The organism is Saccharothrix longispora, assembly GCF_031455225.1.
Taxonomy (GTDB): domain Bacteria; phylum Actinomycetota; class Actinomycetes; order Mycobacteriales; family Pseudonocardiaceae; genus Actinosynnema; species Actinosynnema longispora.
In genome coordinates, this window is sequence record NZ_JAVDSG010000001.1 from 4,104,323 (window position 1) to 4,118,498 (window position 14,176).

The window sequence follows — 14,176 nt, forward strand, 5'->3', positions numbered from 1 at the left end:
CACCCCCTCGCCTAGACCGCCGGCGGGCGGTCCTCGTACGGCGTGGACAGCACGACGGTGGTCCGGGTGGACACGTTCGCGACCTCCCTGACCTGCCGCAGCAGCTCCTCCAGCGCCGTCGGCGACGCCACCCGCACCCGCAGCAGGTAGGAGGCGTCACCGGCCACGGAGTAGCACGCCTCGATCTGCGGCAGGTGCTCCAGGCGCTTCGGGTAGTCGTCCGGGGCCGCCGGGTCGATCGGGGTGAGCGAGATGAACGCCGTCAGCGGCAACCCCACCTCGTCGCCGCTCAGCCGCGCGGCGTACCCCCGCACCACGCCCCGCTGCTCCAGTCGCCGCACGCGCTGGTGCACGGCCGACACGCTCAGCCCGACCCGCTCGGCGAGGTCGGTGAAGCTGCACCGGCCGTCCGCGGCCAGTTCACGCAGGATCGCGCGGTCGATCGGCTCCAGGTTCGTCACGCCGGCAGCACCACCAGTTCACGGGGACGGGTGTTGACGCTCTCCACGCCGTCGGCGGTGACGACCACGATGTCCTCGATCCGCGCGCCCCACCGGCCCGGCAGGTAGATGCCCGGTTCGACGCTGAACGCCATGCCCGGCTCCAGCGGCAGGTCGTTGCCGCCCACCACGTACGGCTCCTCGTGCACGTCCAGCCCGATGCCGTGCCCGGTGCGGTGGACGAAGAACTCGCCGAACCCGGCGTCCGCGATGACGTCGCGCGCCGCCGCGTCGACCGCCTCGCACGCCACGCCCGGCCGCACCGCCCCGACGGCCGCCGCCTGCGCGGCCTGGAGCACGGCGTAGGTGCGCCACACGTCGTCGTGACGCGGCTCGCCCAGCACGTAGGTGCGGGTGGAGTCGGAGCAGTAGCCCCCCGGCAGCGGCCCGCCGATGTCGACGACGACCACGTCACCCGCCTCGATCACCCGGTCGGACAGGTCGTGGTGCGGCGAGGCGCCGTTCGGGCCGGAGCCGACGATGACGAACTCCGCCACCGCGTGCCCCTCGGCCACGATCGCCTCGGCGACGTCCGCACCCACCTCGCGCTCCGTGCGACCGACCGCCAGCCACTCGGCCATCCGCGCGTGCACCCGGTCGATCGCCGCGCCCGCCGCGCGCAGCGCCGCCACCTCGGCCGCGTCCTTGCGCATCCGCAGCTCCCGCAGGACCGGCCCGGCCAGCACCTGCTCGCCGCCGACGACGTCCCGCAGCCGCAGGGCGTGCAGCGCGGGCGTCATGTCCGACACGGCGTGCCGCGTGCCCTTGAGGGCCCGCGCGACCAGCGCGTACGGGTCCTCCCCGTCCACCCAGGTGGCGACCTCGACGCCGAGTTCGTCCGTCGGCACCCCCGCGTACCCGGGGTGCTCCAGCTTCGGCACCACCAGCAGCGGCGTGCCGCCGACCGGCACCACCAGGCACGTCAACCGCTCGAACGACGACCCGCCCGCGCCGATCAGGTAGCGCAGGTCCGAACCGGGTGTGACGAGCAGCCCGTCCAGGCCGGCGATGGAGGCCGCGGTGGTGGCCCGGTCGAGTCGCGCGCGCAGCGCGTCCACGTCGACGGGCCCGATGTGGGTCGACATGCGGACGAGCCTAGTGGGAACGGGCTGGTGGGGCCTCACCCCCGACCGGCGGGTCCCGCCCCGGCCGGGGTGAGGCCCCCGCACTGTCGGTGCTCTCTGGCAAGCTCTGCGTGGTGAGCACCCCGCTGGTCCTGATGGACGCCGCCAGCCTCTACTTCCGGGCCTTCTACGCGCTTCCGGAGTCGATGACCGCACCCGACGGCACGCCGGTGAACGCGGTGCGCGGCTTCGTCGACACCATCACGAGGCTCGTCACCGACCGGAAGGCCGGCCGCCTGGTCGCGTGCCTGGACGCGGACTGGCGCCCCGCGTTCCGGGTCGACGCCCTGCCGTCGTACAAGGCCCACCGCGTCGCCGAGGCCGGGACCGACGGCGAGGAGGAGGTGCCCGACACCCTCACCCCGCAGGTCCCGATCATCCTCGACGTGCTCGACGCGGTCGGCATCGCCACCGCCGAGGCCGACGGCTACGAGGCCGACGACGTGATCGGCACCCTCGCCGCCCGCGAGGCGGCCGACCCGGTCGAGGTGATCACCGGCGACCGCGACCTGTTCCAGGTCGTGCGCGACACCCCCACCCCGGTGCGCGTGCTCTACCTGGGCCGGGGCTGGGCCAAGGCCGAACTGGTGGGACCGGAGGAGCTGGCCGCCAAGTACGCCCTGCCGGTGCGCGACGCCGGCCCCGCCTACGCCGGGATGTCCGTGCTGCGCGGCGACCCGTCCGACGGCCTGCCCGGCGTGGCCGGCATCGGCGAGAAGACCGCCGCGAAGCTGATCACCGAGTTCGGCAGCCTCCAGGCCGTCCTCGACGCCGTCCACGACGGCCGCGACCGCAAGCTCACCACCCGCGCCCGCACCGCCCTGCTCAACGCCCAGGACTACCTCGCCGTGGCGCCGACCGTCGTCAACGTGGCCACCGACGCGCCCGTCGTCGTCGACCGCGACGACGCCGTGCCCGCCGCGCCGGTCGACCCCGACCGGGTGGAGGAGCTGACCAGGCGCTGGGGCCTCGGCAGCTCCGTGCCCCGCCTGGTCAACGCCCTCGAACGCCGCTGACCCCGCCCGGTCGGCCCCGGGACCGGCCCCGGCGGATCGGCCCCACAGGACCGGCTCAGAAGAACGTGCCGCTCCACGGCACCTCGTCCACCGCGAACAACGCGTCCGCGCGCGCCGCCGCACCGGAGGTCGCCACCTCCAGGCGGCGCGCGCCCGCCAACGTCCCGAACGACACGTCGCCCAGGTAGACCGAGGCCAGCGCGTCGACGTCCAGGACCAGGTCCGCGGCCTCCCCCGTCCGCACCGCACCCTCCGCCGAGATCCGGTACGAGCCCGCGTTCTCCGGCAGGTACGCGTCGCGCACCGCGACCACCACCGACGGCGCCGAGCGGTACGCGCGCGCCGCCAGCGCGGCCGGCACGTCCAGCAGGCGCAACCAGCTCTCGTCCTCCAGGTCGGCCAGCCGGCACGCCCGCCGGTCGCCCAGCAGCCACTCCACCGGCTCGTCGACCGGACGCCCGGGCGCCTCCACCCGGTCCACCAGGTCCACGCCCAGCACGAACAGCCACAGGTCGGCCCACGCCTCCGCCGACCGCGCCCACAGGTCCATCACGGTCAGCGTCGAAGGCTTCTCGTCCGACGCGTCGTGCACGCCCGGCGTGACCTTGTAGATCACATAACCGTCGTCGACGCCACCCGCCGACCGCACCGCGACCTTCAGGTTCTCCTCGTCCAGGACCCGCCGCACGCTGATCCCCCACCACGCCGACCACCGGGAGATCGTCCCCGCGCGCACCGGCGACAGCTCGTCGAACAGCCCCCGCGCGATCCGCTCGCCCTCCTCGCCACCGACCAGCCGCACCCGCCCCGCGACGCGCGAGCCCGGCGCGGCACGACGGCGGTCGATCCTCAGGTGCTTGTACCGCGACGCCACCCCGTACCCGAACCGCCCGTAGATCGCCGTCTCCGACGCCCGCAGGCTCGCCACCACGTCACCCGCCGCCCGCATCGACGACAGCTGCGCCCGCTGGAGGGCGCTGAGCACCCCGCGCCGCGTCCAGTCCGCCCGCACGCCCACCCGCGACACCGCCGCGTGCCGCACCACCGCGCCCCCCGGCACGGCCATCGCCGACGGGAACGACTGCACCGTCCCGATCATCCCGCCGTCCGCGAACGCCCCGAGCACCCGACCCGCGTCGTACGTCTCCTGCGCGTACTTCCACTGGTCGTCCGGCGCCGGCGGGTAGTGCAGCGTGCCCCGGAACAACGTGTGCGCGGCCCGGTACTCGGCGTCACCGAGGACGCGGATGTCGTGGTCAGTCACCCCCGCATGATCCCCCTGGATCGCAAGCGACGCTAACGACTTTCCCCGCGCACGACTGTGGCCACCCCCGGCGAGGAGGTGGCCACAGAGCGTCAGGTCGAGGAGTCCCGGATCAGCCCGCGGGCTGGCCCACCTCGTACTCGCCGTCCTCGGTCTTCACCGTGATCTTGACCGTCTTGTCCTTGCCGTCGACCTTCACGGTGCACTCGAAGGTCGTGTTCGGCTTGACCTCGCGGTCGGCCGGGCAGGTCGCGCTCTCCGCGTCGGAGATCTTGTAGTCCTCCTTGAGGATGCGCACCACACCCGACTCCACGGACGCGTTGTCGAAGACCTTCTTCTTGAAGAAACCCGGCGTGACGAAACCGGTGATGCCCACGGCCGCCACCACCAGCACGACCAGCGCCACCACGACCCACAGCACCGCGCCCGACTTCTTCGGCGGCTGCTGGCCGTACTGACCCGGCTGCCCGTACCCCGGCTGACCCGGCTGCTGCCCGTAGCCGGGCTGCTGCCCGTACTGGCCGGCCTGGCCGTACGCGTCCGGCTGGCCGTACTGACCCGGCTGCTGCCCGTACTGCGGCTGCTGCCCCTGCTGCGGCTGGCCGTAGGGGTTCGACTGCGGGTTCGGGTCGTACCCGCCCGGGTACTGCTGCTGCTGCGGGTACGGCTGCTGCTGGGGCTGCTGCCCCCACTGCTGCTGCTGTTGCTGCTGCGACGGGTCCGGCTGCCCGTAGGGATTGGGCTGCTGAGCGGGGAAACCACCCGACGGCGTGCCGGGGTACCCACCACCGAAGGGCTGCTGCTGGCCCCACTGCTGCGGGTCGTTCCCTCCGGACGGTCCGTACGGACTGGTCATGCTCGGCCTCCGACGGTCGGTCTGGAAAAGTGTTCAAGTCTTGCGGGCGCGATCAAACCACAGGAGCGCAGGCGAGACCCACGCACCCCGCAAAGCTTTGTCAAACGGTGGCCATCGCCACCACCCCGCGACGCAGCGCGTCCACCGCCTTCCGGGCCGCGGCACCCACCGGGTCACCCCCGCCGACCACGTCGCGGATCTGGTCCAGGAAGTCGATCACCTGCCGGCACCAGCGCACGAAATCGCCCGCGCCCAGCTCGTTGCCGTTCTCCTCGGCCGACGACAGCACCTTCTCCAACGACTCGCCCCGCGCCCACCGGTACACCGGCCACGCGAACCCCGGATCAGGCTGACGCGTCCGGTCCAACCGGTGACGCCGCTCGTCGTCCTCCAGCTCCGCCCACAACCGCGCCGTCGCCATCATCGCGTCCGACACCTTCCCCGGCGGCAACCGCATCTCCATCGGACCGTCCCGACGCGCCTCGTACACCAGCGCCGACACCACCGCCGCCAGCTCCGCCGGCTCCAGCCCACGCCACACCCCGTGCCGCAGGCACTCCGCCGCCAGCAGGTCCGACTCGCTGTAGAGGCGCGTCAACCGCATCCCGTGCTCGGTGACCTCCTCACCCGGCCCGCTCTCCTCCGCGTGCAGGTAGCCCCGCTCGCGCAACAACGCCCGGATGCGGTCGAACTCCCGCGCCAACGAGTGCGTCGTCGCCGCGACCTTCCGCTCCAACTGCTCCGTCTCCGCCAGCAGCCGGTGGTACCGCTCGCCCCACCGGGCGTGCTCCTCGCGCTTCTCGCACCCGTGGCACGGGTGCGCCCGCAACGCCCTCCGCAACGTCGCCAACTCCGCGTCGTCGTCCGCGTTCGACCGCCGCTTGCGCATCGCCGGCGCCACGATCCCCGTGCTCCGCAACGACGACGCCAGGTCACGACGCGACCGCGGCGACCGCGTGTCCACCTGCTTGGGCAGCTTCAACCGCCCCAGCACCTCCACCGGCACCGGGAAGTCCGCCGACGACAGCCGACCCGCCCAGCGGTCCTCCGTCACCACGAACGGCCGTGCCTCGCCCAGCGGCTCCAGCCCCGGGTCGATCACCACCGCCAGACCCGACCGGCGTCCCGACGGCACCGCGATCACGTCGCCCTTGCGCAACCGCTCCAGCGACGACGCCGCCTCCGCCCGGTTCGCCGACGAGTTCTGCCGCGCCAGCGCCTTCTCCCGCTCCGCCACCCGCCGCCGCAGCGACGCGTACTCCGCGAAGTCGCCCAGGTGGCACGTCATCGCCTCGGCGTACCCGCCCAGCGCCTCCCGGTTGCGCTCGATGCGCCGCGCCGACCCCACCACCGACCGGTCCGCCTGGAACTGCGCGAACGACTGCTCCAGCAGGTCCCGCGCCGCCGCCGCGCCCAACTGGTGCACCAGGTTGACCGCCATGTTGTAGCCCGGCCGGAACGACGAGCGCAGCGGGTACGTGCGCGTCGACGCCAGACCCGCCACCGCCTTCGGGTCCACCCCCGGCTGCCACACCACGACCGCGTGGCCCTCCACGTCGATGCCCCGCCGCCCGGCACGCCCCGTGAGCTGCGTGTACTCACCCGGCGTCAGGTCGACGTGCGCCTCGCCGTTGTACTTGACCAGCTTCTCCAGCACCACGGTCCGCGCCGGCATGTTGATGCCCAGCGCCAGCGTCTCGGTCGCGAACACCACCTTCACCAGACCGCGGACGAACAGCTCCTCCACGGTCTCCTTGAACGCCGGCAGCAACCCCGCGTGGTGGCTCGCGATGCCCCGCTCCAGCGCCTCCCGCCACTCCCAGTAACCCAGCACCATCAGGTCGCCCTGCGGCAGGTCCCGCGTCTTCGAGTCGATGACCTCGCGGATCTCCTCGACCTCGTCGACCGAGTTCAACCGCAGGCCCGCCCGCACGCACTGCTGCACCGCCGCGTCGCAGCCCGCCCGGCTGAACACGAAGTCGATCGCCGGCAGCAGCCCCGCCCCGTCCAACCGCTGCACGACGTCCACCCGCGACACCGGCTTGAACCCCGTCGACCGAGGCCGGCCGCCCCGGTCCTTGTTCGCCCGCCCCCGGCTCCACGGCACGTGGTAGCGCTGGAGTTCGTCGGTGTGCCGCAGCAGCTGCGGGTTGATCCGGTTGTGCCCCTCCGGGTCCTCCCCCGCGAACAGGTCCAGCATCCGGCCGCCCGCCAGCATGTGCTGCCACAGCGGCACCGGCCGGTGCTCGTCCACCACCACGGTCGTGTCGCCGCGCACCTCGACCAGCCACTCGCCGAACTCCTCGGCGTTGCTGACCGTCGCGGACAGGCCCACCAGGCGCACCGACTCCGGCAGGTGGAGGATGACCTCCTCCCACACCGGGCCGCGGAACCGGTCGGCCAGGTAGTGGATCTCGTCCATCACCACGTAGGCGAGGCTGTTCAGCGTCGACGAGCCCGCGTACAGCATGTTGCGCAGCACCTCGGTGGTCATGACCACGACCGGCGCGTCGCCGTTGACCGAGGTGTCGCCGGTGAGCAGGCCGACCTTGCCCGGCCCGTAGCGGGCGACCAGGTCGGCGTACTTCTGGTTCGACAGCGCCTTGATGGGCGTGGTGTAGAAGCACTTGCGGCCCTCGGCGAGGGCCAGGTGCACGGCGAACTCGCCGACGACGGTCTTGCCGGCACCGGTGGGGGCGCACACCAGCACGCCGTGGCCGTCCTCCAGCGCCTCGCAGGCGCGCTCCTGGAACGGGTCGAGCTCGAAGGAGATCACCGAGAGGAAGTCGGTCAGCTTGGGCCGGGAACTGCGACGGCGGAAGTCCGCGTAGGAGTCGGCCGGGGACCGCGGAGCGCTTGACACCCCTCCAGGCTGTCACATCGGACCGACAAAATCGCTCTGGATGCACCCCGCGCCGACGAGCGTTGCTTTTGAGCAACACTGAAGTGATAGGGACCGCTGGCCCCGATCATGCGGCACACTCGGACGCGTGGCGGTGATTCCTCTGGCGGACGGCGACCTCCGGTGGGTGTTCCCCCACCTGGCGGACGTCGGCCCGGTCCTGGACGTGCTCACCGGCGCGGCGACGCTGGTGGAACGGCTGGGCGCCCACCTGGGCAGACCGGCCCCGCTGGCGTTCGACCACCTGCCCGGTGCCCCCTACGCGGGCCTGTCGGGCGTGGCGCGCACCGACGAGCTGACCTTCGAGGTCCACCTGCTGGTGCCGCGCGACCCGCACGACCGGGTGCTGCGCGCGCCCCCTCCGTGGCAGGTCACGGGCGAGGTGTCGGTGCGCTGCGACTCGGTGCGCGACTGCGGCCGGCACGAGATCGAGACGCTGGAGGTGGAGTGCGCCACCCCGGTGGAGGCGGCCGAGGGGGTGCGGTCCGTCGCCGGGTGGCTGCTGGAGCGCGGCACGGCCGTGCCGCCGGGGGCGTGGCGGGAGCGGGACGTGCTCAGCCGGCACCGCTGAGGGGCCCGCACACGGCGGTCAACGCCCCCGGCACGCACTCGACGTCCAGCGGTACCTCGCGGAGGCGTTCGCCGTCGGCGTACGCGACCCACGACGGCCCGCTCAGCCGCACCGACCGGGCCCGGAACGTGCGCACCTCCGGGTGGTCGACGTGCCGCCCGGTGCGCAGCGTGGGCAGCATCCGCAGCAGGGTGCGCCGCGGTGCCGCGCCCACCACGGTCAGGTCGAACAGGCCGTCGCTCGTCGAGGCGCCCGGGCACACCGGGATGCCGCCGCCGTAGCTGGTGGTGTTGCCGACCGCGACCAGCAGGGCGTCCAGCTCCACGACCCCGTCCTCGGTCTCCACGACCAGGTGCTCGGCACGCAGCGCCGCCAGCTCGGCCAGGATCGCCAGGTCGTAGCGGCGTGGACCGGCGGGCCAGCGCATCGCGTTCGCCCGCTCGTTGACCGCCGAGTCGAAACCCGCGCACAGCACGGTCGCGAACCACGGCCCGCCACGCACCCGCCCCAGGTCCAGCGACCTGCGGGAACCGGCGCGCAGCGCGTCCACCACGTCGTCCGCGGACGTGGTGTCGAGCGCGGTGGCCAGGTCGTTGCCGGTGCCCGCGGGCACCACGGCCAGCGCCGTCGACGTCCCGGCGCACGCCTGCACGGCCAGGTGCGCGCCGCCGTCACCGCCGAGCACGACGAGCACGTCCACCCCGTCGGCCACGGCCCGCCGCGCCGCCGCGGCCGTGCCCTCGGCGGAGGACGCCACGTGCAGGTCGAGGTGGTCGACGGCGGTGCGCAGCCGGGCCGCGACGGTGCCCGCCACGCGCGCGGCCCGGCCCTTGCCCGAGGCCGGGCACACCAGCAGGGCCGCCCGCGTCGACGTCGTCATGGTCGGCAAGCGTACGGAGTCGTGATCGGCCGGCGCACCCGTCAGGTGGCGTCGTCGTACCGGACCCGGTCGGGCTCCTTGACCGGGGTGGTGGCGGTGGCGGTGGTCGCGGTCACCGGTGCGGGGTCCTCGACGGAGGACGGCGCGTAGTCGAACGGCGCCGCCTCGTCGTCCGACAGGTCGTCCAGGCCCTCGGCCTTGCGCTTGCGCGCGGCCCGCTTGTCGTGGACGCGGGCGACCTGGATGGCCAGTTCGAACAGGATCGCCAGCGCGATGGCCAGCGCGACCATCGAGATCGGGTCCGTGCCCGGTGTCGCGACGGCGGCGAAGATGAACAGGGCGAACACGATCCCGCGCCGCCACTTGCTCAGCTTCTCGTAGGTCAGGATGCCGACCTGGTTGAGCATGATCACGACCAGCGGCAGCTCGAAGCTCACGCCGAAGATCAGCAGCAGCGTCAGCACGAAGTCGATGTACTCGCCGCCGGACAGCGCCGTGAGGAACTGGTTGTCGCCGAACCCGACCAGCACGGACAGGCCCTGCGGGACCACGTAGAACGCCAGTGCCGCGCCGGCCGCGAACAGCACCGAGGCGACGCCGACGAACGTGAGGGCGAAGCGCCGCTCCTTGGCGTACAGGCCCGGGGCGATGAAGCGCCAGACCTGGTACAGCCACAGGGGCGCGGTGAGTGCCATGCCCGCCGCCGCGCCGACCTTCAGCTGGATCATGAAGGCCTCGAACGGCTTGGTCTGGAGCAGTTGGCACTTGCCGTCCTGGCTGAACCGGTCCGCCGCCGGGATGGCGCAGTACGGTGCGGTGACGATCTCGCCGAGGCTGTGCCAGCCGAAGAGGTGCCAGCCCCACCAGAAGAAGCCGAAGATCGCGCCGATCGCGATGAACAGCAGCCCCAGGCCCAGCCGGTGCCGGAGGTCGTAGAGGTGGTCCTTCAACGACATGGTGCCGTCGGGGTTGCCCCGACGGCTGTGCAGCTTGCGGCGTTCCCGGCGCTGGGTCCACCACCGGACCGGACTTGCCCCCACCGTGCGGACCGTCCTTCGGCTAGTCGGTGTCGCTCGTGGCTAGTTCTGCTTGTTCTGCGAGGTCTGCTCGATGGGCGGCGCCACCTGCGGCTGCTGCACCGGAGGCTGGACCACCTGCGGCTGCGGCTGGACGACCTGCGGCTGCACGGGCTGCTGGACGACCGGCTGGGCCGGCGGCAGCTGCTGCTGGACCGGGGCGACGGGCGGCGGCACGTCCTGCTTCGACTGGTCGTCGTCGTCCCGCAGGCCCTTGGTCTCGGCCTTCAGGATCTTGGCCGAGCGGCCGAGCGAGCGCGCCATGTCGGGCAGCTTCTTCGCCCCGAACAGCAAGATGATCACCACGGCGATGATGATCAGCTCAGTAGCTCCGAGGTTACCCACGGTGATCCTCCTGTCTCCCCCGGTCCACCGATGGTACGCGGGGCTCGCCCTGCCGGGCCCGTTCCGGACGCCGTTCGGCAACGGCCACCCCGAGCGCGGCCAGACGCGCTCGCAGCAGTCCGGCGCCGTCGCCGACCCTGTCTCCCACCAGAGTGCTTGCCGCGCGGAAGCGGCGCAACGATCCGATGACTCGGAATCCGACCACGACGAGGACGATCACCCCGAACGCGACCAGGAGCAGGGTCGGCAAGTACGGCACGGCACCACCGTATCTGGCCTAGGTTGCCGGGAGGTGATCCGCCCGGCGCAACGCCGCCCCCGCCTGCCGGGCGACCTCGGCCACCAGGTCGGGCGGCTGCTCGACGTGGACCTCGCCCCCCATGCCGAGCAGCAGCCGCACCATCCAGGCGGTGTCGGCGTACCTCATGAGCACGCGCGCCCGGCCGTCCGGCAGTTCGACCAGGCCGTCGGTCGGGTAGTACTCGGCGACCCACCGGGCGTCCGGTTCGAGCACGAGCACGGCCGTCTGCTGGGACGGGTCGGGCTGGAACAACCCCTCCGAGGTGTCCGTGGGCGTGGCGTGCGGCGGCGGGCTCGCGGGCTCGTCGAGCACGTCCACGGCGTCGATCCGGTCGAGCCGGAACAGCCGCACGCCGTCGGCGGCGCGGCACCACGCCTCCAGGTAGCTGCGGCCCTCGACCAGCAGCAGGCGCATCGGGTCGACCACGCGGTCGGTGATCTCGTCCCGCGACGGCGTGTAGTAGCGCATCCGCAGGGCGCGCCTGCGCCGCACGCCGTCGGACACCGCGTCGCGCACGCGCGCCGTCTGCGGCCCCTCGCGCACGGCCAGGCCGACGGCCACGCCCGCGGGCCGCGCCTGGCCGACCGCCGCCTCGATCTTGGCCACGGCCCGCTGCACGGCCGCCTGGTCCGCCACGCCCGGTGTCTCGGCCAGCGCGCGCAGCGCGACCAGCAGCGACGTGGCCTCGGCGGCGGTCAGCCGCAGCGGCCGGCTCATGCCCGCGTCGAAGGTGACGGTGACCGTCTCGCCCTCGAAGGACAGGTCGATCAGGTCACCGGGCCCGTAACCGGGCAGGCCGCACATCCACAGCAGTTCGAGGTCCTTGCGGATCTGCTTGGGCGTGACCTCGAAGTCCTCGGCGACCTCGTCGATCGGGATGCCGGGCCGGGCCAGCAGGTACGGCACGAGGGCCAGCAGCCGGGGCAGCCGGTCGGTGGCGCCGCTCACGCGCGCACCCCCGCACCGCGCAGCGCGCCGACGAGCTTCTCGCGGACCGTCTTGGCCAGCACCTCGGGTTCGAGCACGACCACGTCGGAGCCGAACCCGGCGATCCAGGTGGCGGCCGAGTCGGGGAAGCGCAGGTTGACCTCCAGCAGGTCGCCGGCCTCGCCGTCGAACTCCCGGCTGCCGACGACGCGGGCGCGGCGGCGCAGGCCCTGCGCCCGGTCCCGCGCGGCCCACAGCGTGGCGGTGGCGACGGGCTGGTCGGACGCGGGTCGGTTGTTGCGGGCGACGAACGACAGCAGGTCGACGTCGTCCGGCCGCTGCACGGTGCCGGGCTTGCCGACCGAGCGGACGTCGCCGACGATCCGCGACAGCCGGAAGCAGCGGGGCGCGCCCCGGTCGCGGTCGTGGCCGACGAGGTACCAGCGCCCGCGCCAGGCGACCACGCCCCACGGCTCGACCACGCGGGTGCGGATCTCGACGGGCGCCGGGCGGCGGTAGTCGAACTCCACGACGCGCCCCTCCTGCACCGCGGCGAGCAGCGGCGGGAACGCGGGTTCGCTGGTGCGCACCTTCGGCTCGACCGGCACGTGCACGTCCTGGTCGACGTCGACGCCGGCCGCGCGGAGCTTGATCAGGGCGCCGTGGGCGGCGCCGGTGAACTGCGGCGAGTCCCACAGCCGGGCGGCCAGCGCCACGGCGGCGGCCTCGTCCGGTTCCAGGTCGATGTCGCCGAGCTCGTAGTCGCGACGGGCGATGCGGTACCCGTCGATCGCGTCGAAGCCCGCGCTGCGCCCGGTCTCCAGCGGCACGCCGAGGTCTCGCAGTTCGGTCTTGTCGCGTTCGAACATGCGGAAGAACGCCTCGTCCGTCGGGGCGTCGGAATAACCCGGGACGATGGCGCGGATGCGCTCGGCGGTCAGGTACTGGCGGGTCGAGAGCAGGCACAGCACCAGGTTGACGAGCCGTTCGGCACGTGCGATGGCCACCTCAGAACCCTAACCCCGTCCGGGCGCCCGGTGACGCCCATCCCCTGGTCGGGATCGGGTGAACGGTCCGTTCACCCGGGTTCCGGCCCCCGGCCTGCGCCGATGCCTTCCAACGCGGGCCGGCGGACGGGGACCGGCGCGGCTCGGCGGCGCCGGACAGCCGGCCGGCCCACGCGCCGCGGGGCGGGCCGCCGGGTCGAAGCCGCTCCGCGCGAACGTCAGCCGGGTCGCGCCGAACGGGCGGGCGTACTCCGCCGAGTCGGCCGGACCGGCCGACGGCCTCGCGCGAGGCGTGGACCAGCACCTCACCGCGCATCCCGGGCGAGTCGGAGCCGACCTTCACCGTCGCTCAGCGCCAGGTCAGGACACCGACGCGCCCCTTCTCGCCGGCCGCCCAGCACACGCCCGCGCAGTCCACGGTGTCGAAGCTGCCCCCGTCGAACCCCACCCAGGTGCGCCCGCCGTCCCGGCTGAGGTCGCTGCCGGTCGGCCCCACGGCGACCACCGACGACCCGTGCCACGCCGCGCCCGACCGGTAGCCGACCGGCGAGGACCCCGGCGTGCGCCACGTCCGGCCGCCGTCGGAGGTGAGCGCCAGGTTCGCCACCGCCCCGCCGGGCGCCAGGTAGTCGCCGCCGATCGCCAGACCCTGGCGGGGCGAGCGGAACGCCACCGCGAACACGCCCGCCGAACCCGAGCTGAGCAGCGGCGTGTCGCTCACCGACCAGTGCCGGCCGCCGTCGCCGGAGTGCAGCACGCGGGCGGTCGCGCCGCCGCCGGTGGCGATCCACGCGTCCCGCGGCCCCGCCGTGGTGAGGCACTGCCCACTGGCCGCGAAGCCGAACTCGCCGGGCAGCGCGGGCGGCAGGTCCTCCGGGGGCACGGGCAGCCAGGACCGGCCCCCGTCCCGGGTCGAGAGCACCCGGAACCGACCGTCCACCGGGTCGCTCATGGCCAGGCCGCGGAAGCGGTCGAAGAACGCCACGCAGTCGTAGAACGCGGCCGGGTCGGGGTTGGTGAACGCCCGGGACCAGGTGCGCCCGCCATCGGAGGTCCGGTAGATCCGCGAGCTGTCCCCGGGGCCGATGGACAGCACCACGGCGGTGCGCGCGTCGAACGCCTCGATGTCGCGGAAGTCCAGCGCGGAGCTGTCCGGCGGGGCGACGGACGCCCAGGTCACGCCGCCGTCGGTGGTGCGCAGGACGGTGCCCCGGCTGCCGCTCGCCCAGGCGACGCGCGGGCTCACCGCGGACAGGCCGCGCAGGCGGGCGTCGACACCGGTGGGCGTGAGCCGCCAGGTGGCGTCGTGGCCGTCGTGACCGGACGCCACCGCGCCGGCGGGGACCACCAGCAGGGACACCACCGCGGCCACGACGAGGAGAAGGCTCTTCATGAGGTGTGAGCCTC

General features: G+C 73.7%; 14 protein-coding genes. 2 read left to right on the top strand and 12 right to left on the bottom strand.

Annotated elements, in window-relative coordinates; all coding sequences use genetic code 11:
• Positions 1 to 11: 11 nt before the first annotated feature.
• Together J2S66_RS16305 and J2S66_RS16310 are read right to left on the bottom strand one after the other, a co-directional pair.
• A complete protein-coding gene (locus J2S66_RS16305; RefSeq protein WP_306744930.1) occupies positions 12 to 461 on the bottom strand; it encodes an Lrp/AsnC family transcriptional regulator in 450 nt (149 codons plus the stop codon).
• A complete protein-coding gene (locus J2S66_RS16310; protein WP_310307932.1) occupies positions 458 to 1,585 on the bottom strand; it encodes a M24 family metallopeptidase in 1,128 nt (375 codons plus the stop codon). Before J2S66_RS16310 ends, J2S66_RS16305 begins: the two co-directional genes overlap by 4 nt.
• Before the next feature lie 113 nt (positions 1,586 to 1,698).
• On the opposite strand from J2S66_RS16310, the gene J2S66_RS16315 reads away from it, so the two are divergent.
• A complete protein-coding gene (locus J2S66_RS16315; RefSeq protein WP_310307933.1) occupies positions 1,699 to 2,640 on the top strand; it encodes a 5'-3' exonuclease in 942 nt (313 codons plus the stop codon).
• A 55-nt stretch (positions 2,641 to 2,695) separates the two neighbouring features.
• On the opposite strand, the gene J2S66_RS16320 is transcribed toward J2S66_RS16315, so the two are convergent.
• The 3 genes from J2S66_RS16320 to J2S66_RS16330 form a co-directional block, all read right to left on the bottom strand.
• Positions 2,696 to 3,904 carry a GNAT family N-acetyltransferase gene (locus tag J2S66_RS16320; protein ID WP_310307934.1) on the bottom strand — a complete coding sequence of 403 codons (1,209 nt, stop codon included), beginning with the start codon at positions 3,902 to 3,904 and terminating at the stop codon, positions 2,696 to 2,698.
• A gap of 112 nt (positions 3,905 to 4,016) precedes the next feature.
• Positions 4,017 to 4,760: a DUF4333 domain-containing protein gene (locus J2S66_RS16325; protein ID WP_310307935.1), complete on the bottom strand. Its 744-nt coding sequence runs from the start codon at positions 4,758 to 4,760 to the stop codon at positions 4,017 to 4,019.
• Between the two features lie 100 nt (positions 4,761 to 4,860).
• Positions 4,861 to 7,623: a DEAD/DEAH box helicase gene (locus tag J2S66_RS16330; protein ID WP_310307936.1), complete on the bottom strand. Its 2,763-nt coding sequence runs from the start codon at positions 7,621 to 7,623 to the stop codon at positions 4,861 to 4,863.
• 127 nt (positions 7,624 to 7,750) lie between these two features.
• Between J2S66_RS16330 and J2S66_RS16335 the strand changes: the two genes are divergently transcribed.
• On the top strand, positions 7,751 to 8,233 hold the full coding sequence (locus tag J2S66_RS16335; RefSeq protein WP_310307938.1) for a hypothetical protein: 483 nt from the start codon (positions 7,751 to 7,753) through the stop codon (positions 8,231 to 8,233).
• Here the strand turns inward: J2S66_RS16335 and J2S66_RS16340 are convergent.
• The 7 genes from J2S66_RS16340 to J2S66_RS16370 form a co-directional block, all read right to left on the bottom strand.
• Positions 8,217 to 9,113, bottom strand: coding sequence for a diacylglycerol/lipid kinase family protein (locus tag J2S66_RS16340; protein WP_310307940.1), 897 nt, complete (start codon positions 9,111 to 9,113; stop codon positions 8,217 to 8,219). The two genes, J2S66_RS16335 and J2S66_RS16340, sit on opposite strands and share 17 nt — an antisense overlap.
• 41 nt (positions 9,114 to 9,154) lie before the next feature.
• Positions 9,155 to 10,153, bottom strand: a complete 999-nt coding sequence (gene tatC / locus J2S66_RS16345) for a twin-arginine translocase subunit TatC (protein ID WP_374726087.1) — start codon at positions 10,151 to 10,153, stop codon at positions 9,155 to 9,157.
• 39 nt (positions 10,154 to 10,192) lie between these two features.
• Positions 10,193 to 10,534, bottom strand: coding sequence for a Sec-independent protein translocase subunit TatA (gene tatA, locus J2S66_RS16350; protein WP_310307941.1), 342 nt, complete (start codon positions 10,532 to 10,534; stop codon positions 10,193 to 10,195).
• Positions 10,527 to 10,793 (bottom strand): bacteriophage holin, encoded by a 267-nt coding sequence (locus J2S66_RS16355; protein ID WP_306744939.1) that lies wholly within the window; start codon positions 10,791 to 10,793, stop codon positions 10,527 to 10,529. Before J2S66_RS16355 ends, tatA begins: the two co-directional genes overlap by 8 nt.
• Before the next feature lie 18 nt (positions 10,794 to 10,811).
• The gene (locus tag J2S66_RS16360) at positions 10,812 to 11,783 is read right to left on the bottom strand and encodes a helix-turn-helix transcriptional regulator (protein WP_310307943.1); all 972 of its coding nucleotides are present in this window, start codon (positions 11,781 to 11,783) and stop codon (positions 10,812 to 10,814) included.
• Positions 11,780 to 12,769, bottom strand: coding sequence for a helix-turn-helix transcriptional regulator (locus J2S66_RS16365; protein ID WP_310307944.1), 990 nt, complete (start codon positions 12,767 to 12,769; stop codon positions 11,780 to 11,782). Before J2S66_RS16365 ends, J2S66_RS16360 begins: the two co-directional genes overlap by 4 nt.
• 349 nt (positions 12,770 to 13,118) lie before the next feature.
• Positions 13,119 to 14,162 (bottom strand): WD40/YVTN/BNR-like repeat-containing protein, encoded by a 1,044-nt coding sequence (locus tag J2S66_RS16370; protein ID WP_310307945.1) that lies wholly within the window; start codon positions 14,160 to 14,162, stop codon positions 13,119 to 13,121.
• Between the last annotated feature and the right edge of the window lie 14 nt (positions 14,163 to 14,176).